22 protein-coding genes and 1 pseudogene are annotated in these 26,301 nt (G+C 68.6%); 18 read left to right on the top strand and 5 right to left on the bottom strand.

The features are described 5' to 3' along the window. Nucleotides 1-17: 17 nt before the first annotated feature. Together K9U37_RS19885 and K9U37_RS20570 are read right to left on the bottom strand one after the other, a co-directional pair. Nucleotides 18-266, bottom strand: coding sequence for a transposase family protein (locus tag K9U37_RS19885; protein WP_243072393.1), 249 nt, complete (start codon nt 264-266; stop codon nt 18-20). A 203-nt stretch (nt 267-469) separates the two neighbouring features. Then, a pseudogene (locus K9U37_RS20570) lies at nt 470-586 on the bottom strand (hypothetical protein); the annotation flags it as partial. Here K9U37_RS20570 and K9U37_RS15210 point away from each other — a divergent pair. The 4 genes from K9U37_RS15210 to K9U37_RS15195 all read left to right on the top strand — a co-directional run bounded on the left by K9U37_RS15210 (nt 569) and on the right by K9U37_RS15195 (nt 5,906). Continuing rightward, nucleotides 569-943: a winged helix-turn-helix transcriptional regulator gene (locus K9U37_RS15210; RefSeq protein WP_372489524.1), complete on the top strand. Its 375-nt coding sequence runs from the start codon at nt 569-571 to the stop codon at nt 941-943. The pseudogene K9U37_RS20570 and the gene K9U37_RS15210 sit on opposite strands and share 18 nt — an antisense overlap. 26 nt (nt 944-969) lie before the next feature. Then, nucleotides 970-2,310, top strand: coding sequence for a condensation domain-containing protein (locus tag K9U37_RS15205; protein ID WP_243072392.1), 1,341 nt, complete (start codon nt 970-972; stop codon nt 2,308-2,310). Between the two features lie 267 nt (nt 2,311-2,577). Continuing rightward, on the top strand, nt 2,578-3,006 hold the full coding sequence (locus K9U37_RS15200) for an MmpS family transport accessory protein (protein ID WP_243073399.1): 429 nt from the start codon (nt 2,578-2,580) through the stop codon (nt 3,004-3,006). Further along, nucleotides 3,003-5,906: an MMPL/RND family transporter gene (locus K9U37_RS15195; protein WP_243072391.1), complete on the top strand. Its 2,904-nt coding sequence runs from the start codon at nt 3,003-3,005 to the stop codon at nt 5,904-5,906. The genes K9U37_RS15200 and K9U37_RS15195 overlap by 4 nt, the downstream gene beginning before the upstream one ends. A gap of 64 nt (nt 5,907-5,970) precedes the next feature. On the opposite strand, the gene K9U37_RS15190 is transcribed toward K9U37_RS15195, so the two are convergent. Then, complete coding sequence (locus K9U37_RS15190) at nt 5,971-6,279, bottom strand: hypothetical protein (RefSeq protein ID WP_243072390.1); 309 nt, start codon at nt 6,277-6,279, stop codon at nt 5,971-5,973. 108 nt (nt 6,280-6,387) lie between these two features. Here K9U37_RS15190 and K9U37_RS15185 point away from each other — a divergent pair, with 108 nt between their 5' ends. The 7 genes from K9U37_RS15185 (at nt 6,388) to K9U37_RS15155 (ending at nt 17,435) form a co-directional block, all read left to right on the top strand. Beyond that, entirely contained in the window at nt 6,388-6,918 is a 531-nt protein-coding gene (locus tag K9U37_RS15185; RefSeq protein ID WP_308197388.1) for a hypothetical protein, read from the top strand. Between the two features lie 4 nt (nt 6,919-6,922). Next, the gene (locus K9U37_RS15180; protein ID WP_243072389.1) at nt 6,923-7,282 is read left to right on the top strand and encodes a hypothetical protein; all 360 of its coding nucleotides are present in this window, start codon (nt 6,923-6,925) and stop codon (nt 7,280-7,282) included. A gap of 1,068 nt (nt 7,283-8,350) precedes the next feature. Further along, on the top strand, nt 8,351-11,665 hold the full coding sequence (locus K9U37_RS15175) for a transglutaminase family protein (RefSeq protein WP_243072388.1): 3,315 nt from the start codon (nt 8,351-8,353) through the stop codon (nt 11,663-11,665). Between the two features lie 85 nt (nt 11,666-11,750). After that, a complete protein-coding gene (locus K9U37_RS15170; RefSeq protein WP_243073397.1) occupies nt 11,751-14,420 on the top strand; it encodes a circularly permuted type 2 ATP-grasp protein in 2,670 nt (889 codons plus the stop codon). Nucleotides 14,421-14,451: 31 nt separating this feature from the next. Beyond that, nucleotides 14,452-15,348 (top strand): transglutaminase family protein, encoded by an 897-nt coding sequence (locus tag K9U37_RS15165; protein WP_243072387.1) that lies wholly within the window; start codon nt 14,452-14,454, stop codon nt 15,346-15,348. Next, nucleotides 15,341-16,408: a zinc-binding metallopeptidase family protein gene (locus K9U37_RS15160; RefSeq protein WP_243072386.1), complete on the top strand. Its 1,068-nt coding sequence runs from the start codon at nt 15,341-15,343 to the stop codon at nt 16,406-16,408. The genes K9U37_RS15165 and K9U37_RS15160 overlap by 8 nt, the downstream gene beginning before the upstream one ends. Nucleotides 16,409-16,595: 187 nt before the next feature. Continuing rightward, a complete protein-coding gene (locus K9U37_RS15155) occupies nt 16,596-17,435 on the top strand; it encodes a DUF3097 domain-containing protein (RefSeq protein ID WP_243072385.1) in 840 nt (279 codons plus the stop codon). A gap of 23 nt (nt 17,436-17,458) precedes the next feature. Here the strand turns inward: K9U37_RS15155 and K9U37_RS15150 are convergent, their stop codons facing one another. Continuing rightward, nucleotides 17,459-17,962, bottom strand: coding sequence for a DMT family transporter (locus tag K9U37_RS15150; RefSeq protein WP_243072384.1), 504 nt, complete (start codon nt 17,960-17,962; stop codon nt 17,459-17,461). A 35-nt stretch (nt 17,963-17,997) separates the two neighbouring features. Between K9U37_RS15150 and K9U37_RS15145 the strand changes: the two genes are divergently transcribed. Then, entirely contained in the window at nt 17,998-19,323 is a 1,326-nt protein-coding gene (locus tag K9U37_RS15145; protein WP_243072383.1) for a replication-associated recombination protein A, read from the top strand. Nucleotides 19,324-19,425: 102 nt separating this feature from the next. On the opposite strand, the gene K9U37_RS15140 is transcribed toward K9U37_RS15145, so the two are convergent. Continuing rightward, nucleotides 19,426-20,094 carry a hypothetical protein gene (locus K9U37_RS15140; protein ID WP_243072382.1) on the bottom strand — a complete coding sequence of 223 codons (669 nt, stop codon included), beginning with the start codon at nt 20,092-20,094 and terminating at the stop codon, nt 19,426-19,428. Nucleotides 20,095-20,258: 164 nt separating this feature from the next. Here K9U37_RS15140 and K9U37_RS15135 point away from each other — a divergent pair, with 164 nt between their 5' ends. From K9U37_RS15135 to K9U37_RS15110, 6 genes are read left to right on the top strand one after another with little or no spacing between them, the layout of a single operon-like run. Beyond that, nucleotides 20,259-20,444 (top strand): YjbQ family protein, encoded by a 186-nt coding sequence (locus K9U37_RS15135; RefSeq protein WP_243072381.1) that lies wholly within the window; start codon nt 20,259-20,261, stop codon nt 20,442-20,444. Between the two features lie 53 nt (nt 20,445-20,497). Next, a complete protein-coding gene (gene alaS, locus K9U37_RS15130) occupies nt 20,498-23,245 on the top strand; it encodes an alanine--tRNA ligase (protein WP_243072380.1) in 2,748 nt (915 codons plus the stop codon). Nucleotides 23,246-23,250: 5 nt separating this feature from the next. After that, nucleotides 23,251-23,757 carry a Holliday junction resolvase RuvX gene (ruvX, locus tag K9U37_RS15125; protein WP_243072379.1) on the top strand — a complete coding sequence of 169 codons (507 nt, stop codon included), beginning with the start codon at nt 23,251-23,253 and terminating at the stop codon, nt 23,755-23,757. Beyond that, entirely contained in the window at nt 23,750-24,982 is a 1,233-nt protein-coding gene (locus tag K9U37_RS15120; RefSeq protein ID WP_243072378.1) for an endolytic transglycosylase MltG, read from the top strand. The genes ruvX and K9U37_RS15120 overlap by 8 nt, the downstream gene beginning before the upstream one ends. Further along, a complete protein-coding gene (locus tag K9U37_RS15115) occupies nt 24,979-25,812 on the top strand; it encodes a shikimate dehydrogenase (protein WP_243072377.1) in 834 nt (277 codons plus the stop codon). The genes K9U37_RS15120 and K9U37_RS15115 overlap by 4 nt, the downstream gene beginning before the upstream one ends. Nucleotides 25,813-25,822: 10 nt before the next feature. After that, a complete protein-coding gene (locus K9U37_RS15110; protein ID WP_243072376.1) occupies nt 25,823-26,239 on the top strand; it encodes a prepilin peptidase in 417 nt (138 codons plus the stop codon). The last annotated feature ends 62 nt before the right edge of the window (nt 26,240-26,301 follow it).

The following is a 26,301-nucleotide window of genomic DNA, read 5'->3' as shown; positions in this document are numbered from 1 at the left end:
CGCCGCATTCCGGCGGCCTAGGTGAACCCCGATCCCGGCCGCGCGAACGGCACTGACTCGGCCAGGACACCGTGCTCGGGGCAGCGCAACCGACGTCGCCGCAGTTTGAGCACACATACCCGCCCACTTAGGTCCAGGTGCCGCCACGCCGAATCCACCATCGGTGTGTCGTAGCGGTGCCGGGTACGGAAATCGCAATGCGGACAGGCGCCGACCATGGTCTTCGGCAGGTCGAGGACACGGTTGAGTAAAGTGGTCGCGCGCACGGGCAAGCTCCTTGGTACGAGGTGTAGGAGCTTTCGAACCTATGAGCTACCCGTGCGCCCAGACCGCTCCGCCCACGCGAGACATAGCACACCCCACCCGACCCACATTCATGGCAACAGAGCCCTTTTTCCCGGTCAACGGGGTTGTGCACCCGCGTGTATCCGGCATGTTGGTGCAGGTAATCCAGGGCGGCTCGGACCGCTCGCACGTGCGCCTCAGTGACGACTTTTCTTGTCATCTCGCCGGTCAGCGTCCGCACCAGCGACACACTCTCGGCGGCTGCGAACATGAGGTCGAAACCGTGTACGGATTCCTCCATAAAGGCCCCGCCCGACCGCGCCGCGTCGGGATCACCAAGGCGGCGACCTCGGCGCGGCTGGGCGAACTCGTCGACGCCGGGCTGCTCGTCCGTCGCCCGTACCGGGAGCCGGGGCAGCGGGTGCGTGACGAGTACGTGCTGACCGAGGCGGGCACGGAGTTGATGTCGGTGGTGTGGTCGATGTTCGAGTGGGGTCGTCGCCACCTGGCCGACGATTCTCGGCTGCGGTTGACCCATCTGGGCTGCCGCGCCGACGCCACCGTCGAAATCCGCTGCGCCGAAGGTCATCCCGTTCCCCCGGAAGAGCTGGGTGTCGCGCTCCGGCGGCGCGGCACAGCGACGCCCGAACCGGAGTAGGCGCCGGAGCCGCCTACCATACGCGTGTGGACAACACGTTGGCCTACATCGATCAGGGTTCGTTTCTGGGTTTGCGGGCTCTCGGCAGGGGTCCGTTGCCGCAGTTCATCTGGATCTACGAGCACCCCGTCGACCTCGAGGGGCTGCGCCGATTCCACCGCAATCTCGGCTCCGGCCTACTGGGCCGGCGTGTCGAGAGGTCGCCCCTGCCCTTCGGAAGGCATCACTGGGTAACCTGGCGTGGCCCCGCCGACATCGAGTTGTCCGCTAAGATGCGGCCCCGCAGCGAGGTGTTCGCCTGGGCCGACGAGCAATTGCGGTTGCCCATCGACCCGGAGTACGGGCCGTCGTGGCGTCTGGCGGTGCAGCTGCTGACCGGCGGCGGCGCGGCGGTCTCGCTGGTGACATCCCACACCGTCAGCGACGGGCTGGCGTTCACCCAGGCGGTGGCCGAGGCGGCCGGCGGCCTCACCCGGGATCTGGGCTATCCGGAGCCGGCGTCTCGTCCCCGCAGCCAGGCGCTGCGCGAGGACGGCCTTCAGATGGCGCGTGCCGTCCCGGAGATGGCCAAGGCCGCCGCCGCGGCGGTGCGACTGGCACGCAACAACAAGGGCGAGCTCAACACGTCGGCCGTCCGTTCTGCGCCGGCGGCCAAAGTCGACGACACCAAACTGGTCGCCGCACCCATGGTGGCCGTCTTCATCGACGAACGGCTCTGGCTGGAACGCGTGGAAGCCCTTGGCGGAACGAGCAATTCGTTGTTCGCCGGGATCGCCGCACGGATCGGCCAGCTCGTCGGCCGGGTCGACGGCAACGGCATGGTCAAGCTGTCGATGCCGGTCAGCGAGCGGACCGAGGGCGACACCCGCGGCAATGCCCTGACCGGCATGATGGTCACCGTCGACCCCCGCGGTGTCGCGACGAGCCTCAGCGGTATCAGGGCCGAGCTGAAGAAGAACCTGGCCGACCTGTCCGAGAACGGCCTGGACCTGCTGGGTCCGCTGGCCCTGACCCCGCTGGTCCCGGTCCGGCTCGCCCGCCGACTCGAGGGCATGGCCCTCGGGTCCGACGCCCCGGTCGGCTGCTCGAATCTGGGTCAGGTGCCCGCCCCGGTCAACCGGCCGGACGGCACCGACGCCGAGTTCATGATCGCACGGCAGGGGGAGTCGCGCATCACCGCCGAGATCCTCGATCGGCTGGGTGGCATGTTGTTCCTGGCGTCCCTGCGGGCCAACGGCAAGGTGTCGCTCTCGGTGACGTCCTGGAAAGCCGGTGGTCCCAACACCCGAGACGAACTGGCGACGTGGGTGCGCACCGCCCTCGACGACTTCGGATTGCCGGCCGTCTTCGAGCCCGCGTCGCGGTGACGCCGGTGAGCCACTTACCAACCCATGACGCGTCTCACAGGCGTTAGGATGAAACAACCGTTAGTCGTACTATGTAGCGGTGCTAACTGCAGCGGCGGCAATTCGACAGGCTGACCCGCTCAATGCGAAGGGAGGACGGTCGTGACTTTGGAGAGCCAGACCTATTCCGCCGCTTCGCCCGGGGCCGAGCCGACCGCGCCGACGCCGCCAGCCGAGCACGAAGCGCAACCAGCCACCAAACCTCGCAAGAAGAGGCGTGGCGGCCCCATGCGCCTGCTGCGCAAGTTGTGGCTGCCGCTCGTCATCCTCATCGTCATCGTGGTCGCCGCGTTCGCCGTCAACCGGCTGCACGGGTTCTTCGGCAAAGCCGAACTCACCCGCGAGGGCAGCGGACTGGCCAACGACCCCAAGCCGTTCAACCCCAAGACCGTGGTCTACGAGATCTACGGCCCACCGGGAACCGTCGCGACCATCAACTACCTCGACCTGGACGCGACCCCACAGATCGCCCGCGACGTGACCCTGCCCTGGTCGCTGACTCTGACCACCACCGCACCCGCCGCCTCGGCCAACATTGTCGCGCAGGGTGACAGCGACACCATCGGCTGCCGCATCACCGTCAACGGCGAGCTAAAGGACGAGAAGACCTCCACCGGGGTCAACGCGCAGACCTTCTGCCTGGTCAAGTCCGCATGATCGCCCTCAACAAGGGCGAGCGGCCCCGGGTCGACGAACACGGCAACCGGCCGCACATCGCGCACTGGATCCGCTGGTTGTCGGTGCCGATCATCCTCGGCTGGCTGGCACTGACGATCTTCACCAACGTCGCCGTGCCTCAGATCGAGGTGGTCGGACAGGCACAGTCGACGCCGATGGCGGCCAGCGACGCGCCGTCGACCATCGCCATGAACACGATCGGCAAGACGTTCCAGGAGTTCGACTCCAACACGTCGGTGATGATCGTGCTGGAGAGCGACCAGCCACTCGGCGACGCCGCCCACCAGTACTACAACGAGATCATCAGCAGGCTCGACGCCGACCGCAAGCACGTCGAGCACGTCCAGGACTTCTGGAGCGACCCGCTGACCGCGGCCGGCTCGCAGAGCGCCGACGGCAAGTCGGCCTATGTGCAGGCCTACCTCGCCGGCAACATGGGCGAGGGGCTGGCCAACGAGTCGGTGGAGGCGGTCAAGAAGGTCGTCGAGAGCGTCCCTGCGCCACCCGGGATCAAGGCCTACGTCACCGGCCCGTCCGCGCTGATCGCCGACACCCACATCGCCGGTGACCGAAGCCTGCGCCTGATCACCGGTCTGACCTTCGGCGTCATCACACTGATGCTGCTGTTCGTCTACCGGTCTATCATCACCGTGGTCCTGGCGCTGATCATGGTGTTCCTGGAGTTGGGGGTGGCGCGCGGTGTGGTGGCGTTCCTCGGCCACTACCACCTGATCGGCCTGTCCACCTTCGCGGTCAACCTGCTCGTCATGCTGGCCATCGCTGCCGGCACCGACTACGTCATCTTCCTCTTCGGGCGCTATCAGGAGGGCCGCTCGAAAGGCAAGGACAAAGAGTCCGCCTACTACGAGATGTATCACGGGACCGGCCACGTGATCCTCGGCTCCGGCCTGACCATCGCCGGCGCGATGTTCTGCTTGCACTTCACCCGCAGCCCGATGTTCAACTCGCTGGGCATCCCACTGGCCATCGGCATGCTGGTCGTGGTGGCAGCCGCGATGACGCTGGGGCCCGCGGTCGTGACGGTGGCCAGCCACTTCAACCTGCTGGAGCCCAAACGCGCCACCCGGGAACGGTTCTGGCGCCGCATCGGTGCCGCGGTGGTCCGCTGGCCCGGACCGATCCTCGTCTCGACGGTGGCATTGTGTCTGATCGGTCTCATTGCGCTGCCCAGCTACCGGACCGATTACAACGACCGGCACTACCTCCCGCCCGACATCCCCGCCAGCGAGGGATTCGCCGCCGCGGAACGGCATTTCCCGGCGGCCCGGCTGAGCCCTGAGCTGCTGATGGTCGAGAGCGATCACGATCTGCGCAACTCCGCGGATTTCCTGGTGATCGACCGGGTCGCCAAGGCGATGTTCCACACGCCCGGCGTCGGCCGGGTCCAGACCATCACCCGGCCCCTGGGCACCCCGATCGAGCACAGCTCGATCCCGTTCATGCTCGGCATGCAGGGCACGACGCAGACGATGAATCAGTCGTACCTGCAGGACCGCATGAAGGACATGCTGAAGATGGGCGACGACATGAACGTCTCCATCGCCACCATGACGCAGATGTACAACCTGATGGGCGACCTCAACGCCGTCACCCACGACATGGTCGGCAAGATGGACCTGACCCTGGCCGACATTCAGACATTGCGTGACCACATCTCGGACTTCGACGACTTCTTCCGTCCGATTCGCAACTACTTCTACTGGGAACCGCACTGCTTCGACATCCCGGTGTGCTGGTCGATCCGCTCGGTGTTCGACACCCTCGACGGCATCGACACCATGACCGACGACTTCCAGCAGCTGGTACCCAGCCTGCATCAGCTCGACATGCTGACCGCGCAGATGCGCGCGACCATGCCGCCGATGATCGAGACGATGAAGTCGATGCGGACCATGCAGCTCACCATGCAGAGCACGCAGTCCGGCATGTACGACCAGATCGCGGCCATGCAGGAGAACCAGAGCGCGATGGGCAAGGCGTTCGACGACGCCAAGAACGACGACTCGTTCTATCTGCCGCCCGAGGCCTTCGACAACCCCGACTTCAAACGCGGGATGAAGATGTTCCTGTCACCGGACGGAAAAGCGGTGCGGTTCATCATCTCTCACGAGGGTGATCCGATGTCTCCCGAAGGCATCTCGCACATCGACCCGATCAAGAACGCCGCGTTCGAGGCGATCAAGGGCACCCCGCTGGAGGGCTCCAAGATCTACCTGGCCGGCACGGCCGCCAGCTACAAGGACATGCAGGAGAGCGCGAACTACGACCTGATGATCGCCGGGATCGCGGCGCTGTGCCTGATCTTTATCATCATGCTGGTCCTGACCCGGGCCGTGGTGGCCGCCGCGTCGATCGTGGGTACGGTGCTGCTCTCGCTGGGCACGTCGTTCGGCATGTCGGTGTTGATCTGGCAGCACCTGATCGGCCGTCCCCTGCACTGGATGGTCCTGGTGATGTCGGTCATCATCCTGCTGGCGGTCGGCTCGGACTACAACCTGCTGTTGGTCTCCCGACTCAAGGAGGAGATCGGCGCCGGCCTGAACACCGGAGTCATCCGGGCCATGGGCGGCAGCGGCTCGGTGGTCACCTCCGCGGGCCTGGTGTTCGCGGTGACCATGGCGGCGATGGCGTTCTCCGACCTGACGATCCTGGCTCAGGTGGGCACTACCATCGGTATGGGCCTGCTGGTCGACACCCTGGTGATCCGTTCGTTCATGACGCCGTCGATCGCCGCACTGCTCGGCCGCTGGTTCTGGTGGCCGCAACGGGTTCGGCAGCGTCCGGAACCGAACCCGTGGCCGCAGCCGCGCACGGAGCTGACGGAGGCTGTCGCCGCCCCGGCACGGCGCGATGTGTGAGCACTTGCGGGCGATAGGGGGCGTGGACCGAGCCCAGATGCTGGGCACCACAACGCAATAGCGGTCACTTCATCGCGTTGTGCGCACCGTCGATACAGCCGTGCTCGAACTTGCCCGGGTTCTGCTGTCCGCCGGCCGTTCCGCGGCAGTATGCGGTGATCGACTGCTCGTGGGCCTGATACCCGCCCTCGTGCACCCACCGCTGACCGTCGGCGTAGCCCGCCCAGTACGACGAGTCCTTGCGTTCGGAGACCAGCATGAAGATACCCGCGAGTGCCGCGAACACCGCCACCACCAACAGCGCCTTGACCCACGGTTTGCGCAGCCCCGGCCGAAGTCGAGTCGGCACCCAACGCGGCCCGGCCTGATCCACCAGACGATTCTCGCACCCCGGTCGACGTAGTCGCCCGATTGTGTTGCATTTGCGGCTGACCACACCCGCGGGCACTTCGGCGACGCGCGAAAGCGCCGAGCACTTGGGGTGCCGGACGTCATCACAACCTCGACAAACTCTAACTTTAGAAGTACATTTAATGTTATGGAAACCGTGACGTTCTCGGACCTGCAACTGCGCGGTAAGGCCACCGTTGAGGGCTGGCTGCGCCGTTCGCAGAGCCGCGTTCTGCGGGTCCAGCGCCGCGACGCCGAAGACCTGGTGTTGACGACAGTCACGCGCGCTGCTCAAGCGCAGGAAGCGTCGTCGGTGACCGTGCGAATCTTCGCCGCGTTGATGCAGCGTGATCCGTATGTGCGCGAACTGGTCACCGAGATCGTGCCCGACATATTTCCGTGGGTGGTGTTTTTGTCCCGCGATGAGGTGCGGGAGTTCGTGGCGGAGCTGGTGTCGACGATGCGAGCGGCTGACGCGATCGATAATCCGGCGCCGGTGGTGCAAGTGATTGATAGCTGGCGACATACCGCGGAGGTGTTGGCTGATCCCGAGTTGACCGCAGTATTGATCGAGCCCAGCGACGGCGACTTCGGACCAGTTCCCCAGCCCAGCCGCGGGTAACGGATTGGCGCCCAAACGTGGTGATCGAGTCGCACCGCCGGCCGGCACAGCCGCCGAGTGGGAGCTGCGATTCGCCACCAATGAAGCGGTGAAGGGCTGGGAGGCGCTATGCCAGCAGGCCCCAGCCAATACCGCGGTGGCGTGGCAAGAACTGCGTTCCCGGCCGGACAATCCGATGGCGACCGGCCGACACCACCGACTCAAGGGCCGCCTCGCCAGCGGCGTGCACCGCGGCGTCGAAATGGAGCAATGGCAATACGAGGTCACCAGCGGCGGACGGCTCTGGTATCTCGTCGACGCCGAGAAACGCACATTGTGGCTGCGGAACGCTGGTCCCGGCCACCCGCCGCTACGGATTAGTTAGGACTCGGGTGCCGCTGTATGGACAGGCAGGACCGCGTTCACCCTCGCATGACCAGCGAATTCCCCGGTACGGCGCAGACGCCTGTGCTTCCTGATGTTCTTGTGCCTGGGGTGCATGATCGGCCGCGGCCTTCGTGCTCGGCGGTGCGGCGCAGGCACGTCTCCCGGCCCCGTGAGCGCGGAGATCGGCCGTCCGCGCTGCACTTCGTGTGGAGGAAGTGCCGGGTCGACGGCGGCGACGAAAGACAACCGGCTAAGGTCTAGCCCCTGTGGGGTGGATGACGGGGAGCGCGGAGTTGAAGGAACGGGTATCACTTCGCGGGATCGTGATGACGGCGTTGACTGTCGTGGTCGCCGGTATGGCGATCGCGACGTTGCGCTACCAACCGAGCGCGCCCGACGAAAGTCCTAACTACCGCACGCCGACGAGCACCCCAGTCTCGTCGGTTGCGCCGCCGCCGGCCCCCGCGTCCCCGATCGCGCCGCCGCCGGCCCCACCGCGGAGCCGCCGACGGCTCAACCGACGACGGCGAAGCCCCCGTCGCTACCCAGACCTTCAGCCCCACCCAGACCTTCATCCCCACCGAGACCGCCAGCCCCGATGAGACCGCCAGCCCCGATGAGACCGCCAGCCCCGATGAGCCGCCCAGTTCGACTCAGATCCCCAGCCCGACTCCTGCGCCCGCTTCCAGGGCGCCGTCCACCGGCACTCGGCACACGAACCCCACTGTGCTTCCAAACGGCGGCCGCCGATTCGGGACTGTCCAGCAGTGACGGTGCCGGCTCACTGATCGCATCGCCGACGGCCCAGTCCTCGGGAAGGGTCTGCGCGGGTTGGCTGATGGCCTTCAGGCCCTCGGATGGTGGTGGCCGGCCAGGCCCAGTGCCGCTGCAGGACGCGAACGCCTCGCGGCGCTGATCACCGTCGGGGGCCGGGGCGGGGCGTGCTCTTGATGAACAACGAGCGGGGCGGATCGGCGTCTTCGCCGGCCGGCCTTCCCCGGCCGGAGGCCACCGGCGTACCCGTGCGGACTGCGCAGCCCTTTTTCTTGTGGTGGGATTGCGGCCTATGGGTATCAAAGTGGCGCTGGAACACCGCACCAGCTATATGTTCGATCGGCTGGTCGAGGTGCACCCGCACGTCGTGCGGCTGCGGCCGGCACCGCATTGCCGCACGCCCATCGAGGCGTACTCACTGGAGGTCGAGCCCGCCGACCACTTCGTCAACTGGCAGCAGGACGCGTTCGGCAACTTCCTGGCCAGGCTGGTGTTTCCCAGCCGCACGCGCGAGCTGACCATCAAGGTCGGCCTGATCGCCGACCTGAAGGTGATCAACCCGTTCGACTTCTTCATCGAGGACTCCGCCGAAACCGTCCCGTTCACCTATTCCAAGGCGCTCAAGGACGACCTCGAGCCCTATCTGCGGCCCGTCGACGAGGGCGAGGAGGGCTCGGGGCCCGGCGAGTTGGTGACGTCCTGGGTACGCGACTTCAGTGTCGCGCCGGGCACCCGCACGATCGACTTCCTGGTCGCCCTCAACCGGGCGGTCAACGCCGACGTCGGCTACAGCGTGCGCATGGAGCCGGGTGTGCAGACTCCCGACCACACGCTGCAGAGCGCGATCGGATCGTGCCGTGACTCGGCGTGGCTGCTGGTGTCGATCCTGCGCCGGCTCGGGCTGGCGGCGCGGTTCGTCTCGGGCTACCTGGTGCAGCTGTCCTCCGACGTCAAGGCCCTCGACGGGCCCTCCGGCCCGGCGGCCGACTTCACCGACCTGCACGCCTGGACCGAGGTCTACATCCCGGGGGCCGGCTGGATCGGGCTGGACCCGACGTCGGGGCTGTTCGCCGGCGAGGGGCACATCCCGCTGGCCGCCACGCCGCACCCGTCGTCTGCCGCGCCCATCACCGGCGCCACCGGCGTCGCCGAGACGTCGCTGGACTTCTCCAACACCGTCACCCGGGTGCACGAGGATCCGCGCGTCACGCTGCCCTACACCGAAGGGGCATGGAAGGCCATCAACGCCCTCGGCAGCCGGGTCGACCGGCGCCTGGCCGACGCCGACGTCCGGCTGACCGTCGGAGGTGAACCGACCTTCGTATCGGTGGACAACCAAGTCGACGAGGAGTGGACGACGGCGGCCGACGGCCCGCACAAGCGGGAGCGGGCCTCCGTGCTGGCCGCGAGGCTCAAGGCGCTGTGGGCGCCGCAGGGGCTGGTGCAACGCAGCCAGGGCAAGTGGTATCCGGGAGAGCCGTTGCCGCGCTGGCAGATTGCGCTGTACTGGCGCCGCGACGGCCAGCCGCTGTGGACCGACGGCTCCCTTCTGGCCGACCCGTGGAGCGGTGAGCGTTCCGAAACCGACCCGCAGGCCGCGCAGCAGCTGCTGTCGGTAATCGCCGCGGGCCTGGGCCTGCCCGCCGGGCAGGTGCGACCGGCCTTCGAGGATCCCCTGACCCGGCTGGCCGACGCGGTGCGGCAACCGGCCGGTGAGGCCGTCGATCCCGACGACGACCTGGCCGCCGACACCCCGGCGGTCCGCGCCGCACTGCTGGCCCGGCTCGAGGAGCCGGTGGGCGAGCCGGCCGCCTACGTTCTGCCGATCCATCGCCGCGAGGACGACACCGGCTGGGCGAGCGCGGACTGGCGGCTGCGCCGCGGGCGCATCGTGCTACTGGAAGGCGACTCACCGGCCGGGCTGCGGCTGCCGCTGAGCTCGATCAGCTGGCGCCCGCCGCGGGCGACGTTCCCCCGCGATCCGCTGGCCGGCGGGGGTGACCGGCTTCCCGTCGACCCCGAGGACCCCGACGCGGTCCTGGAGGATTCCGAGACCGCACCCACCACGGCCATGGTCGCCGAGATCCGCGACGGCCTGCTGTACGTCTTCATGCCGCCGACCGACGCGCTGGAAGACTTCGTCGACCTTGTCGGCCGGTTGGAGGCCGCGGCGGCGAAAGTCGGCTGCGCGGTGGTGGTCGAGGGCTACGGGCCGCCGCCCGACGCCCGGCTGGAGTCGATGTCCATCACGCCCGACCCGGGCGTCCTCGAGGTCAACGTGGCGCCCAGCGCCGGCTTCGTCGAACAGCGCGAGCAGTTGCAGACGCTCTATGAGGAGGCGCGCCAGGCCCGGCTGTCCACCGAGTCCTTCGATTTCGACGGCACCCACGGCGGGACCGGCGGCGGCAACCACATCACGCTGGGCGGGCTCACGCCGGCGGACTCCCCGCTGCTGCGCCGGCCCGACCTGCTGGTCTCGCTGCTGACCTACTGGCAGCGCCACCCGGCGCTGTCCTACCTGTTTGCGGGACGTTTCATCGGCACCACATCGCAGGCGCCGCGAGTCGACGAGGGCCGCCCAGAGGCGCTTTACGAGTTGGAGATCGCTTTCGCCGAGATCGCGCGCCTGACCGCCTCGGGGGCGCCGCAGCCGTGGGTCACCGACCGGGCACTGCGCCACCTGCTCACCGACATCACCGGCAACACCCACCGCGCCGAGTTCTGCATCGACAAGCTCTACAGCCCGGACAGCCCACGCGGCCGGCTGGGCATCCTGGAACTGCGCGGCTTCGAGATGCCGCCGCACTTCCAGATGGCGATGGTGCAGTCACTTCTGGTGCGCTCGCTGGTGGCCTGGTTCTGGGACGAACCGCTGCGGGCACCGCTGATCCGCCACGGCCTGAACCTGCATGGCCGATACCTGTTGCCGCACTTCATTATTCACGACATCGCCGACGTCGCCGCCGACCTGCGGGCGCACGGCATCGACTTCGACACCAGCTGGCTGGACCCTTTCACCGAGTTCCGCTTCCCCAGGGTGGGTACCGCGGTGTTCGACCACGTCGAGATCGAGCTGCGCGGCGCGATCGAACCGTGGAACACCCTGGGCGAGGAGTCCACCGGCACCGGCACCGCCCGCTACGTCGACTCCTCGGTGGAGCGCATCCAGGTGCGCGCCATCGGCGCCGACCGGCAGCGCCATGTCGTCACCTGCAACGGATATCCGGTCCCGATGCTGGCCACCGACAACCCCGACGTCCAGGTGGGCGGGGTGCGCTACCGGGCCTGGCAGCCGCCCAGCGCCCTGCACCCGACGATCACCGTCGACGGGCCGCTGCGCTTCGAGCTGGTCGACATTGCCACCGGTACCTCCCGCGGCGGGTGCACGTACCACGTCTCCCACCCCGGCGGACGCGCCTACGACACCCCGCCGGTCAACGCCGTGGAGGCCGAGTCCCGCCGCGGCCGGCGCTTCGAGGCCACCGGCTTCACCCCGGGCAAGGTCGACGTCGCCGACATCCGGGAGAAACAGGCTCGCCAGTCCACCGATGTCGGCGCGCCGGGAATCCTCGATCTGCGCCGGGTGCGTACCGTGCTGCAGAACTGACGGGGTCTCCGACCCGGGTGCCGTCCGGGCCGGAGACGCTCGTAGGTTTGCAGGTGTCGTCAGTCAGGAGGTGGGGCCGTTGTCGCTGTCGGCTGCCGGTTCTGACCTGCGGCCCGCCCGTGATCCCGACCGGCTGCTGGCCGGCTACCGGTCCGCGCGGGCACAGGACACGCTGTTCGACCTGCGCGGCGAAGGCCCGGGATCGGGGACTTTCGGGGGCACCGGGTACGACGAGTTCGTCGACGCCACCGGCACCATCCGCCCGTCCTGGCAGGACCTCGGCGACCTCATCGGCGAACGCGGCCGCGCCGGCCTGGAGCGGCTGCGCACCGTGGTGCGCGCCCTGGTGGACAACGACGGCATCACCTACATCGAGGTCGACCGGCACGGTGAGGCCGTCACCAACGGTCAGGGCATCTCGACGCCGGGCCCCTGGCATCTGGACGGCATCCCACTGCTGTTGTCGGCCGCAGACTGGGAGACGCTGGAAGCCGGTGTGGTGCAACGCTCCCGGCTGCTCGACGCCGTCCTGACCGACCTCTACGGACCACGCCGCGCGATCACCAGCGGCATACTGCCGCCCCAGTTGCTGTTCGCCCATCCGGGCTACATCCGGGCGTCGCGCGGAATCGAGAACCCCGGCCGCCATCAGCTGTTCATGCACGGCTGCGATCTGAGCCGGGCGGCCGATGGGCGGTTCCTGGTCAACGCCGACTGGACCCAGGCGCCGTCGGGCGCCGGCTATGCGCTGGCCGACCGCCGGGTGGTCGCCCACGCCGTCCCCGACGTCTACGAACGGGTCGGGCCGCGTCCGGCCTCGCCGTTCGCCCAGGCTCTGCGACTGGCGCTGATCGACGCCGCCCCGGAAGCCGCCGAGGACCCGGTCGTGGTGGTGCTCGGCCCGGGCATTCACTCCGAGACCGCCTTCGACCAGGCCTACCTGGCCTCCGTGCTGGGTTTCCCGCTCGTCGAGAGTGCCGATCTGGTGGTGCGCGACGGCCGGTTGTGGATGCGGTCGCTGGGCTCGCTCAAGCGGGTCGACGTGGTGCTGCGCCGCGTCGACGCCGAGTACGCCGATCCGCTGGACCTGCGGCCGGACTCGCGGCTCGGCGTGGTGGGCCTTGTCGAGGTGCAGCGCCGCGGTGCGGTGACGGTGGTCAATACGCTGGGCGCCGGGATTCTGGAAAGCCCTGGGCTGCAACGGTTTCTGCCGCAGCTGGCCGAGCGGCTGCTGGGGGAGAAGCCACTGCTCGACACCCCCCAGCTGTTCTGGGGCGGGTTCGACCGGGAACGCTCGCATCTGCTGTCGCGGCTGTCGTCGCTGTTGATCAAGTCGACGGTGGGCGGGGAGACACTGGTGGGACCGGCGCTGTCGGCGGCCGAACGTGACGAGCTGACCGCCCGCATCGAAGCGCAGCCGTGGCAGTGGGTCGGCCAGGAACTGCCGCAGTTCTCCTCGGCGCCCACCGACCGCTATCCGGGCACCTTGTCGGCGGCCAGTGTCGGCATGCGGTTGTTCACGGTGTCGCAGAGTGGCGGCTACGCCCCGATGGTCGGCGGCCTGGGCTATGTGCTGGTACCGGGCAATGCCGCCTACAAGTTGAACAGCGTTGCAGCCAAGGACATCTGGGTCCGCCCGCCGACCAGGGCCAGGGCCGAGACGCTGACCGTGCCGCCGGTGGAGCTGCCGAGCGGCGTGCGGTTCATCAGCTCGCCGCGCGTGCTGTCCGATCTGTTCTGGATGGGTCGCTACGCCGAGCGGGCCGAGCACCTGGCCCGCCTGCTGATCGTCACCCGGGAGCGCTACCACGAGTACCGCTACCGCCAGGACATGGAGGGCAGCGAGTGCGTGCCCGTGCTGCTGGGGGCGCTGGGTCAGCTGACCGGAGCCGATGCGGGCACCGCCGGTTCCTACGCCGAGACGGTGACCGGCGCGCAACGCACGCTGTGGGCATTGACGGTTGACCGGCAGCGGCCCGGCTCGCTGGCGCAGTCGATCGAGGGCCTCGGACTGGCCGCCCGCTCGGTGCGCGACCAGATGTCCAACGACACCTGGATGGTGCTCGGCGCGGTGGAACGTGCGCTGGCCCAGCAGGCCGGCTCACCGCCCACCGCACAACGCGGGTCGCGGGTGGCCGACGACACCCAACTGGCCGCGGCCCAGCAGCAGATGCTGGCCGGGATGCTGGCGCTGTCGGGAGTGGCCGCCGAGTCGATGGTGCACGACGCCGGCTGGACGGTGATGGACATCGGCAAGCGCATCGAACGCGGCTTGAGTCTGACCGCGCTGCTGCGGGCGACGTTGACCACCGAGCGCGGCCCCGGTGCCGAGCAGACCATCACCGAGTCCGCACTGGTGGTGTGTGAGTCCTCGGTCCTCTACCGGCGGCGCAACCTCGGCAAGGTCAGTGTGGCCGCCGTGGCCGACCTGGTGCTGTTCGACGGAGAGAACCCGAGATCGCTCGTCTTCCAACTGGAGCGGCTGCGCGCCGACCTGCGTGCCCTGCCGGGGGCTTCGGGGTCCACGCGGCCGGAGCGCCTGGTCGACGAGATCAGCACTCGGCTGCGCCGGCTGGATCTGGCCGAGCTGGAAGAGGTCGACGACGAGGGTCACCGCGTGGAGTTGGACGGCCTGCTCAAGGGTGTGGAAGTCGGGCTGCGCGAGCTGTCCGACATCATCACCCGCACCCAGCTCTCGCTGCCCGGTGGCATGCAGCCGCTGTGGGGACCCGATCAGCGGCGGGTGGTGCCGTGAGCCCTCAGCGAGGAGCGAAGGCGGATCGCGCATGAGCCGCATCTATCGCGTCACCCACCGCACCGAGTACAGCTACTCCGACGTGGTGACCAGTTCCTACGGGCGCGGGCACCTCACCCCGCGCGACACCGCGCAGCAGCGCTGCCTGACCAGCACGCTGGTCATCGACCCCGAGCCCGCCGACCGGTCCACCAGCCGCGACGCCTACGGCAACATCAGCTCGTACTTCCACGTCACCGAGCGCCACCACGCGCTGACGGTGACCAGCAGCTCCGTCGTCGAGGTCGACCCGCCGCCGGCCGAGCTCTACGACGGGGGTTCTGCGCTGGCGCCCTGGGAGTCGGCCCGGCCGGTGGGCCGCGACGGTGTGCTCGCCAGTGAGTTCGCCCTGGACCTGCGCCCGCCGGAGATCACCGACGCCGTGCGCCGGTACGCGGCCCCGAGCTTCGAGCCGGGCCGTCCGCTGGTCGAGGTGCTGCGCGAACTCAATGCGCGCATCTTTTCCGACTTCACCTACCGTTCGGGCTCGACGACGGTGTCGACCCAGGTGAATCAGGTTTTGGAAGCGCGAGAAGGGGTATGCCAGGACTTCGCCAGGCTGGTGATCGCGTGCCTGCGCGGCAACGGGTTGGCGGCGAGTTATGTGTCGGGATACCTCGCCACCGACCCGCCGCCGGGAAAGGAACGGATGTTCGGCGTCGACGCCACCCACGCCTGGGCCGCGGTGTGGACCCCGCAGAACCACTGGATCGGTCTGGACCCCACCAACGATCAGCTGATCGACGAGCGCTACATCGTCGTGGGCTGGGGCCGCGACTATGCCGACGTGCCGCCGCTGCGCGGCATCATCTACACCGACTCCGAGCGCAGCGTCATCGACGTGTCGGTGGATGTGGCCCCGTTCGAGGGCGGTGTGGTCCATGCGTGACTTCACCTGCCCCAACTGCGGTCAGCATCTGGCGTTCGAGAACTCGGTGTGCCTGTCATGCGGCCACTCGGTGGGATTCTCGCTGGAGGACATGTCCTTTCTGGTGATCGCTTCCGGTGAGGACAGCGAGCACGGCGGAGCCGTCGATGCCGCCGAGTATCAGCTGTGTGCGAATCTCTATCTGGCCGAATGTAATTGGCTGGTGAAGGTGCAGCCGGTGCGGGCGCTGTGCGCTTCGTGCCGGCTGACACGGACCAGGCCCGGTGACGACGACACCGCCGCCATGGCCGCCTTCGCGGTGGCCGAGCGGGCCAAGCGGCGGTTGATCGCCGAACTGCACGAACTGATGTTGCCGATCGTGGGCCGCGACGAGGATCCGGACTACGGGCTGGCATTCGACCTGCTGTCCTGCGCCAAGGAGAAAGTGTTCACCGGCCACGACAACGGGGTGATCACCCTGGATCTGGCCGAGGGCGACGACGTGCATCGCGAGCAGCTGCGCGTCGAGATGGACGAGCCCTACCGCACGCTGCTCGGTCACTTCCGCCACGAGGTGGGCCACTACTACTTCTACCGCCTGGTCGGCACGTCACCGTCGTACCTGGAGCGCTTCAACGAGCTCTTCGGCGACCCCGACGTCGACTACCAGCAGGCGCTAGACGGGCACTACCGTCAGGGACCGCCGGCCGACTGGGAGCAGACCTACGTCTCGTCGTATGCCAGCATGCATCCGGCCGAGGACTGGGCCGAGACGTTCGCCCACTATCTGCACATCAGGGACACCCTGGACACCTTGGCCTCGTTCGGGCTGGCACCGGCGAACGCCACCTACCAGCGAAAGATTCTGGGGCCCAGCGGGTTCGACACCATCATCCAGATGTGGCTGCCGCTGGCCTGGTCGCTGAACATGGTGAACCGCTCGATGGGCAAGGACGACCTCTATCCGTTCGTCCTCCCGGTGCCGGTGCTGGAGAAGATGCGCTTCATACACACCGTCATCGACGAGGTGACGTCCTCACCGGGCAAGCTGGAGATCGCCGCCGGCGGCCAGCAGCAGTAAGCGTTGACGGCCCTACTCGGTCGCCTCGGGCTCGATCGGCGGGAGTGCGCCCGGCACGGGCGGGCAGCAGACGCTCCCGATGTGCCGAGGACAGCGAAGAAGTGTGCGCTGTTGTACTCCTCACGTCCTCGGCGACGCGCCGGTTCGGTGTGGCCGTGGCGGGTGTGTGAATCCCTACGATCGCCTGGTGGCAGATCGCTATGGCGCCGACGTGCTCGCCAATGACCCGCACCGGTCCCGTCAGGTCCGCTCCACCGAGCAGCCCGCGGAGATGGGCTTGGTCGTCGAGGACCCGCAGTCGGGCTATGTCGGCGCCATCGTCGGGATCGAGGGCGGCCGCGTCGAGCTCGAGGACCGCCGGGGCGGCAGGCGGGTCTTTCCGCTGGGTCCCGGATTCCTCTTCGAGGGCCGGCCCGTCATCCTGACCGCCCCGCGCCGATCCGCCCCGGTCGGATCGCAGCGCACCAAGTCCGGTTCGGTGAAGGTGACCGACGCTCGTGCCCGCGTCGCGTTGGCCAGCCGGATCTACGTCGAGGGCCGCCACGACGCCGAGCTCGTCGAGCAGGTCTGGGGTGACGATCTGCGTGTCGAAGGCGTGGTGGTGGAGCATCTCGGGGGAGTCGACGACCTCGTCGACATCGTCTCCTCGTTCCGGCCCGGGCCGGGCAGACGGCTCGGGGTGCTCGTCGACCACCTCGTCGCGAGGTCGAAGGAGGCGCGGATTGCCGAGGCGGTCCGGCGCGGCCCCGGCGGCGAACACACTCTGGTGGTCGGGCATCCCTATGTCGACATCTGGCAGGCGGTCAAACCGGGCAGGCTCGGGCTGCCGGCGTGGCCGGACGTGCCGCGCAGCGTCGAATGGAAGCACGGCATCTGCGCAGCCCTGGGCTGGCCGCACCGCAACCAGGCCGACATCGCCAGGGCGTGGCAGCGGATCCGATCGTCGGTGCGCGACTGGACCGACCTGGAACCGGCGCTGATCGGTCGCGTCGAGGAGCTCATCGACTTCGTGACCCAGCCTGCCTGACGGCCCCCGGCGCCCAACCATCCTCACCCGGCCTCCCGGCACGGCCTCCGACCCGCCTGCGTCGCCAGCAACGACCCTGCCAGAATCAGTGCCAGGCCGGCGGTGTTCCACCACGTGAGCGGTTCGCGCAGGATGAGCACTCCGGCCAGCAGCGCCACCGCCGGGTTGACGTAGGCGAAGATCAACGCCCTGGTCGGACCGACCTCCCGGATCAGCGCGAAGAACAACACGAACGCCAGCAGACCGGTGAGTGAACTGGCGAGATGCCGTTCGGCGTCCGACAGCATCAGCCAAGCGGCGATCATCTCGAAGAAGGCGAATCCCGCCACGGCCTTCCAGTGCCGGAGCAGCAGCGCGCGTGTCTCTGCGGACAGCGCCAACGGCAGCAGCAGCGCCGCTCCCACCGCTGAGCGGGTGAAGATCAGCAGCGGGACCGAGACTTCGGCGACTGCCACCTTGATCATCAGGTACGGCACACCCCAGATGACGCTCATGGCTGCGAACAGGAGCCAGCCGCGCGCGCTCACAACGACCACATTACGAACGTGGTAAGCCTGTGGTCGTGGCAGACAGCCTGTTCGACGTCCCCGGCGATGACGACCGGCGCGGTCTGGACATGCCACCGTCTGCTCCGCTAGCGGTGCGGATGCGCCCTGCCACGCTCGACGAGGTGGTGGGCCAGGACAGCCTGCTGCGGCCCGGCTCGCCGCTGCGCCGGCTGATCGAGGGCTCGGGTGCGGCCTCGGTGATCCTGTACGGACCGCCGGGCACCGGCAAGACCACACTCGCGTCGCTGGTGTCGCAGGCCACCGGCCGGCGGTTCGAGGCGCTGTCGGCCCTGACCGCGGGCGTCAAGGAGGTCCGCGCGGTGATCGACAATGCCCGCCGCGCCGCCGCCTACGGCGAGCAGACGGTGCTGTTCATCGACGAGGTGCACCGCTTCTCCAAGACCCAGCAGGACGCCCTGCTGGCCGCCGTGGAGAACCGCATCGTGCTGCTGGTGGCCGCCACCACCGAGAACCCGTCGTTCTCGGTCGTCGCACCCCTGTTGTCGCGGTCCCTGATCCTGCAACTACAGCCGTTGAGCGCCAACAACATCCGTGCCGTCGTGCGGCGGGCCATCGAGGACCCCCGTGGCCTGGGCGCCAAAGTGACCGTCGACGACGACGCCGTGGACCTGCTGGTGCAGCTGTCCGCCGGCGACGCCCGCCGCGCGCTGACCGCCCTGGAGGTGGCGGCCGAGGCGGGAGAGCACGTCACCGTCGAGGTCGTCGAGCAGTCGCTGGACAAAGCCGCCGTGCGCTACGACCGCGACGGCGACCAGCACTACGACGTCATCAGCGCCTTCATCAAGTCCATCCGCGGATCCGACGTCGACGCCGCCCTGCACTACCTGGCGCGGATGCTGGTGGCGGGGGAGGACCCGCGGTTCGTGGCCCGCCGGCTGATGATCCTGGCCAGCGAGGACATCGGGATGGCAGACCCGTCCGCACTGCAGACCGCGGTGGCCGCGGCGCATACGGTCGCGCTCATCGGCATGCCCGAAGCGCAGTTGACGCTCGCCCACGCCACCGTGCACCTGGCCACCGCGCCGAAGTCCAATGCTGTGACCAATGCGCTGGGTGCGGCGATCGCCGACATCCGGGCGGGCAAGGCCGGGCTGGTGCCGCGTGACCTGCGGGACGGGCATTACTCCGGGGCGGCGAAGCTGGGTCACGCCCAGGGCTACCGCTACCCGCACGACGACCCGGACGGCGTTGTCCCGCAACAGTATCCGCCTGACGACCTGGCGGGCGTCGACTACTACAAGCCCACCACGCACGGCGCGGAGCGCGAGATCGCCGGCCGACTGGACAAATTGCGTGCCATCATCCGCCGCAAGCGCTGACAATCCTGCCGTAAGGCAATATTCTGACTGCGACGGACAACCGTTAGCAGCATCGCGCGGAATGTCCGAAAACGTCTGTTGGTCATCCAAACATATTGGTAATCAAAGACTTTGGTTGACCACGTGTGGTTTAGACCCGTCGGGTGGGGCGGCCGCCGCTCGGTCGCGAATGCCGCGCAGCATCCGGCGTTCCATCACAAAGTGCGGAATGTCGAAGCTGGTGATCCCGACCCAGCCGCCGGTGCCGCGGGCCAGCAGCCTGGTCCCGCCGTGGTATGGCCGCACGTAGAACGCCCAGGACCCGCTCGCCCGCTCGCCGCGTTGCACGCGGTCGAAATCGGCCGCCGACATGAGGACCAGATGAGACTTCGGCGCCACCGCCGCCACCACCTGGCTGGCATTCTGCCCGTAGCGGCGGGCCAGCCACACCGTGTCACCGACGCCCAGTTCCTGCCATTCCGGGTGGACGGCGTCGGCGTTGTGGATCCTCGCCCCGGCCAGACGCTCCAGCCAGTCGTAGCTGTAGAAGCCGCCGCGGTCCTCGCCGATCTGGGCAAGCCACGGCCACACCGCCTCCGGCGGCGCGTCGACGGTGACCGCCCGCGTGGTGCGCGGCGCGCCCGGCTCGACCAACTCGTCACCCGGCAACACCGCGGTGATCTCCTCGGCGGTGGCGCCCCAGTTGTACATCCGTGGCCGCACGACCCAGCGGTACAGGCCGACGACGCCGGCTACTGCCATAACCGTGGCCAGCGGTCTCTGCTTGCCCACAGCCGAAACGTAGTCCCGGCAGGATCCGTCGGGCGAGAGTCTTAAGTCACGTGCCTTCAGGCCATCTCCGGTGCCCGCGGTCGGGCGATCGTCCGCGCGCTACCGGCTCTTCCCACCTTCCTCAACCGGGTACGGCCTGGCAACGGTCGCTTAGGCTGGAAGTCGTGGACTCCGATGTGCTCGACGTCGACACCGCGCGGCGGCGGACCGTCGACCTCACCGATGCGGTCCGGTTGCTCGGAACGTGGCAGAGCGTCGTCCTGGTGGATCTCAACAGGGACAATCCGCGCCGTTCGGTGCGGCTCAGTTTCCTCGGCGGCCGAGCTAACCCAGGCGGACCGGTAATGTAGGGCGGTCGAAGCGACAGTCGAGCCGCAACCCAAAACGCAAGGACAGCAACCCAGTGCAGACACATGAGATCAGGAAGCGGTTCCTGGATCACTTCGTGAAGGCAGGCCACACCGAGGTGCCCAGCGCCTCGGTGATCCTCGACGACCCCAACCTGCTGTTCGTCAATGCCGGCATGGTGCAGTTCGTGCCCTACTTCCTGGGCCAGCGCACCCCGCCCTACCCGACGGCCACCAGCATCCAGAAGTGCATCCGCACGCCCGACATCGACGAGGTCGGTATCACCACCCGCCACAACACGTTCTTCCAGATGGCGGGCAACTTCTCCTTCGGCGACTACTTCAAACGCCGCGCCATCGAGTTGGCCTGGACCCTGCTGACCAACCCGGTCTCCGAGGGTGGCTACGGCTTCGACCCCGAACGGCTGTGGGCGACGGTCTTCTACGACGACGACGAGGCCGTCCAGTTGTGGCAGGAGGTCGCCGGGCTGCCGCCGGAGCGCATCCAACGCCGCGGCATGGCCGACAACTACTGGTCGATGGGCATCCCCGGGCCGTGCGGGCCCTGCTCGGAGATCTACTTCGACCGGGGGCCCGAGTACGGCATCGAGGGCGGCCCGGAGGCCAACGAGGACCGCTACATCGAGATCTGGAATCTCGTGTTCATGCAGAACGAGCGCGGTGAGGGCACCTCCAAGGAGGACTTCGAGATCCTCGGACCGCTGCCGCGCAAGAACATCGACACCGGCATGGGCGTGGAGCGGATCGCCTGCCTGCTGCAGGACGTGGAGAACGTCTACGAGACCGACCTGCTGCGCCCTGTGATCGACAAGGTGGCGCAGTACGCACCGCGCGGCTACGGCGCCGGCAACCCCACCGCAGGCGGGGGGCCGGCGACATCCAGCCCAGACGACGTCCGTTACCGGGTCATCGCCGACCACAGCCGGACCGCGGCGATCATCATCGCCGACGGCGTCACCCCGTCCAACGAGGGTCGCGGCTACGTCCTGCGCCGGCTGCTGCGCCGCATTATCCGAGCCGCCAAGCTGCTGGGTATCGACACCCCGATCGTCGGCGAGCTGATGGTCACCGTGCGTGACGCGATGGGTCCGGCCTACCCCGAGCTGGTCACCGACTTCGACCGGATCAACCGCATCGCGGTCGCCGAGGAGACGGCGTTCAACCGGACCCTGGCGTCGGGCTCCAAATTGTTCGAAGACGCCGCGGCCGCCACCAGGAAGGCCGGTAAGACGGCGCTCGGCGGTTCGGACGCGTTCACCCTGCACGACACCTACGGCTTCCCGATCGAGCTGACCCTCGAGATGGCCGCCGAGGCCGGCCTGACGGTCGACGAGCTCGGTTTCCGGGAGCTGATGGCCGAGCAGCGCCGCCGCGCCAAGGCCGACGCCGCCGCACGCAAGCACGCGCATGCCGACCTGTCGGCCTTCCGCGAGCTGGTCGATGCCGGTCCCACCGAGTTCACCGGGTTCGACGAGCTGACCTCCGAGGCGCGGATCCTCGGCATCTTCGTCGACGGCAAGCGGGTTCCGGTGGTCGGCCACCAGAAGCGGGTCCACGGCGAGGTTTCCGGCGACGCCATGCCCGAACGGGTTGAGATCGTGCTGGATCGCACCCCGCTCTACGCCGAGTCCGGCGGCCAGATCGCCGACGCCGGCTGGATCTCGGGCACCGGCGGCAGCGAGTCGGCCAGGGCCGCCGTCACCGACGTGCAGAAGATCGCCAAGACGCTGTGGGTGCACCGCGTCAACGTCGAGTCCGGCGAGTTCGTCGAGGGCGACACAGTGGTCGCCGCCGTCGATCCGAAGTGGCGCCACGGCGCCACGCAGGGCCACTCCGGCACCCACATGGTGCACGCCGCGCTGCGACAGGTGCTGGGGCCCAACGCTGTTCAGGCCGGTTCGCTGAACCGGCCCGGTTATCTGCGATTCGACTTCAACTGGCAGGGGCCGTTAACGGACACCCAGCGCTCCGAGGTTGAAGAGGTCACCAACGAGGCGGTCGAGGCCGACTTCGTGGTCAACACCTTCACCACCGGGCTGGAGAAGGCCAAGGCCATGGGCGCGATGGCGATGTTCGGCGAACAGTACCCCGACGAGGTGCGGGTGGTCGAGATCGGCGGCCCGTTCTCCCTGGAGCTCTGCGGTGGCACGCACGTGCACAACTCGGCTCGGATCGGACCGGTCACCATCCTCGGGGAGTCGTCGGTGGGCTCCGGGGTGCGCCGCGTCGAGGCCTACGTCGGACTGGACTCGTTCCGGCACCTCGCCAAGGAACGCGCATTGATGGCGGGGCTGGCGTCGTCGCTGAAGGTTCCCTCCGACGAGGTGCCCGCCCGGGTGGCGAACCTCGTCGAGCGGCTCAAAGCGGCCGAGAAGGAACTCGACCGCGCGCGGCTGGCCACGGCCCGCGCGGCGGCGGCCAATGCCGCCGCAGGCGCCGAGCAGATCGGTGAGGTCCGTCTGGTGGCGCAGCGGATGTCGGCGGGGATGACCGCCAACGACCTGCGCTCCCTGGTCGGCGACATCAAGGGCAAGATGGGCTCCGAGCCCGCGATCGTCGCTCTGGTCGCCGACGGGGACGAGGGCACGGTGCCGTTCGTCGTCGCGGCCAACCCGGCCGCCCAGGATGCGGGTCTGCGTGCCAACGACCTGATCAAGCAGATCGCGGCGGCCGTCGACGGCCGCGGCGGCGGCAAGGCCGACCTGGCCCAGGGCTCCGGGAAGAATGCGGGCGGGATCGACGCAGCGCTGGCCGCGGTACGCGCAGAGATCGCCCGGAGCTAGCCTCAGTGCTCCCCGCGCACAACCGCGTGCCCGACCGGCCCGGGGCCGATGATCCCGGGCGGGGCCGGCGTCTCGGTGTCGATGTGGGCACGGTTCGGATCGGGGTGGCGGTCAGCGATCCCGACGGCATTTTGGCAACGCCGGTGGAGACGGTTCGGCGCGAACGTACGGGCAAGCATCTGCGCCGACTCGCCGCGCTGGTCGAGGAGTTCGGCGTCGTCGAGGTGATCGTCGGGCTGCCGCGCACCCTGGCCGACCGGGCCGGCACGTCAGCCCAGGACGCCGTGGACGTCGCCGATGCGCTGGCCGGGCGGATCGCCCCGGTTCCGGTGCGGCTCGCCGACGAACGACTGACCACCGTTGCGGCGCAACGATCGTTGCGGGAAGCCGGTGTACGGGCCAAGGCCCAACGAGGAGTGATCGACCAGGCCGCCGCTGTGGGGATCCTCCAAGGCTGGCTCGACCAACGCCGCAACGCGGCGCCGACGCGTGCGGAGAACGACGATGTCTGACCCATACGAATCCGATCGGGCTGAGCCGGCGGCGGTCGGGGCGCCTCGGCACCGGATGAGCCGACTGGAACGAACTCGCGCCCGCCGCAGGCACACTCGGCGACGTATCGTCGCAGGCGCGGCCGTCGCGGTGCTGGCGGCCGTCGTAGTCGCGGTGATCTTCCTGGGCACCAGTATCTTCGACGGCGGCAGCGACTACTCCGGGGATGGCAAGGACGACATCGTCATCCGGGTCCACGACGGCGACTCGACCACCCAGATCGGTCAGACCCTGCGCGACCGGAACGTGGTCGCCAACGTCAAGTCGTTCGTCGATGCCTCTAAGGACAACGCCTCGATCTCGGCCATCCAGCCCGGCTACTACAAGATGCGCACCGAGATGTCGCCGTCGGCGGCCGTGCAGCGCCTCGCCGACCCCGGAACCCGGGTGGGCAAGCTGGTGATTCCCGAAGGCAGGCAGCTCGACGACGTCAAGGCCGTCGGCACGGACAAGACCACCGAGGGCATCTTCACCTTGATCTCCGACGCCAGCTGTGTCGAGCTGAACGGCCAGCGCAAGTGTGTTGCGGCCGACGACCTGCGCAGGGCGGCCGAGCAGGCCGAGCCGTCCGCGCTCAACGTTCCGGACTGGGCGGTCAAACCCATTGCCGCGCTGGGCAACAACCACCGTCGGCTTGAGGGGCTGATCGCACCTGGCGCCTGGAACGTCGACCCGTCGGGGTCAGCGCAGCGGATCCTGGCCACGCTGGTCGCCGAAAGTGCCGACCACTACGTCGAGGGTGGCCTGCTGGACACCGCCAAGGCGATGAACATGTCGCCGTACGAGATCCTCATCGTCGGCTCCCTGGTGCAGCGCGAGGCCAAGCCGAACGACTTCGCCAGGGTCGCGCGCGTCATCTACAACCGGCTGGACGCCCCGCAGCACCTCGAGTTCGATTCGACGGTGAACTATCCGCTGGACCGTCAGGAAGTCGCCACCACCGACGCCGACCGCGCCCAGATCACCCCGTGGAACACCTATGCCTCCGGCGGCCTGCCCGCCACTCCGATCTGCTCGCCCGGGGACGAGGCGCTGGCCGCCGCCGAGCGTCCCGATCCGGGGGACTGGCTGTACTTCGTGACGGTGAACATGGACGGTACGACGTTGTTCACCAAGGACTATCAGCAGCATCTGGCGAATATCGAGCTGGCGCGAGGCAATGGTGTCCTCGATTCCGCGCGATGAACGAAGTGAAGAGCGCATCGGACTTCGGCGATAGCGCCCGTAAGGCGGCGGTGCTGGGTTCGCCTGTCGCGCACTCGAAGTCGCCTGTCCTTCATCTGGCTGCCTACCGGGCGTTGGGCCTGACCGACTGGACATACGACCGCATCGAGTGCACGGCCGAGCAGTTGCCGTCGCTGGTGGGAGGTTTCGGGCCAGAGTGGGTCGGGGTGTCGGTGACGATGCCCGGCAAGTTCGCGGCGCTGGAGTTCGCCTACGAGCGCACCGAACGCGCCGGACTGGTCGGCTCGGCCAACACCCTGGTTCGAACTCCGCACGGCTGGCGCGCCGACAACACCGACATCGACGGTGTGGCCGGCGCTCTGGGTCACCACCGGCACCTGCGTCACGCGATCGTGCTGGGATCCGGCGGCACCGCACCCGCCGCGGTCGTCGGCCTGGCCGAAATCGGCGTCACCAAGATCACCGTCGTCGCGCGCAATCGCGACAAGGCCGTCAGGCTGCTCGAACTCGGCGGGGCCGTCGGTGTCACCACCGGCTTCTGCGCACTGGATGCACCCGAGCTCCCCGCCGTCGTGGCGGCCGCCGACGTGATGGTCAGCACCATCCCCGCCGAAGCCGCCGCCGACCATGCGCGCGCCTTTGCGACCGTGCCCGTGTTGCTCGACGCGATCTACGACCCGTGGCCCACCCCGCTGGCCACGGCGGTCGCCGAGGCCGGCGGCGAGGTGATCAGCGGCCTGCAGATGCTGCTGCACCAGGCCTTCAGCCAAGTCGAACAATTCACAGGCCGACCTGCGCCGCGCAACGAGATGACGGCCGCGTTGGGTTAGCCTGCCGCGCATGCGCTTCGTCGCCTGCGCCGCCGTGCTCTTCTGGGCGACCGCCCTGACCGTCGTCGACATCCGGCAGCGACGCCTGCCCAACGCGCTGACGTTGCCGGGTGCCGCCCTGGTTGTGATGGTCGCCGTGGCGTACGGGCGCGGACCGGCGGCGCTGTACGGCGCGGTGGGCCTGACCGCGCTCTACCTCACCGTGCACCTCGTCGCGCCCGGCGGTCTGGGCGCCGGTGACGTCAAACTCGCCGTCGGCCTGGGCGCGCTCACCGGTGCATTCGGGCCCGACGTGTGGCTGCTAGGCGCGGTGGGTGCACCGGTGCTCACCGCGGTGTTCGGCGTGCTGGGCAGGACCAGGACGCTGCCGCACGGCCCGTCGATGTGCGTCGCCAGCCTGGCGGCCGCAGCGCTCGCGGTGTTCTGAGGATCAGATACTGTGGCGCTAACCGCCGGCCGTCGAGAACGTCGGCCGCCCCCGGCGCGATT

The organism is Candidatus Mycolicibacterium alkanivorans (genome assembly GCF_022760805.1).
GTDB classification, from domain to species: Bacteria; Actinomycetota; Actinomycetes; order Mycobacteriales; family Mycobacteriaceae; genus Mycobacterium; species Mycobacterium alkanivorans.
Note: the sequence above shows the minus strand (reverse complement) of the source record. Positions and strands in the feature narration are given on the sequence as shown.

Excerpts from the sequence above, each read along its gene's own strand:
- K9U37_RS15200 (WP_243073399.1), top strand. The coding sequence starts at position 2,578 with ATGCGCCTGCTGCGCAAGTTGTGGCTGCCGCTCGTCATCCTCATCGTC.
- K9U37_RS15195 (WP_243072391.1), top strand. The coding sequence starts at position 3,003 with ATGATCGCCCTCAACAAGGGCGAGCGGCCCCGGGTCGACGAACACGGC.
- K9U37_RS15175 (WP_243072388.1), top strand. The coding sequence starts at position 8,351 with ATGGGTATCAAAGTGGCGCTGGAACACCGCACCAGCTATATGTTCGAT.
- K9U37_RS15165 (WP_243072387.1), top strand. The coding sequence starts at position 14,452 with ATGAGCCGCATCTATCGCGTCACCCACCGCACCGAGTACAGCTACTCC.
- K9U37_RS15160 (WP_243072386.1), top strand. The coding sequence starts at position 15,341 with ATGCGTGACTTCACCTGCCCCAACTGCGGTCAGCATCTGGCGTTCGAG.
- K9U37_RS15120 (WP_243072378.1), top strand. The coding sequence starts at position 23,750 with ATGTCTGACCCATACGAATCCGATCGGGCTGAGCCGGCGGCGGTCGGG.
- K9U37_RS15115 (WP_243072377.1), top strand. The coding sequence starts at position 24,979 with ATGAACGAAGTGAAGAGCGCATCGGACTTCGGCGATAGCGCCCGTAAG.
- K9U37_RS15110 (WP_243072376.1), top strand. The coding sequence starts at position 25,823 with ATGCGCTTCGTCGCCTGCGCCGCCGTGCTCTTCTGGGCGACCGCCCTG.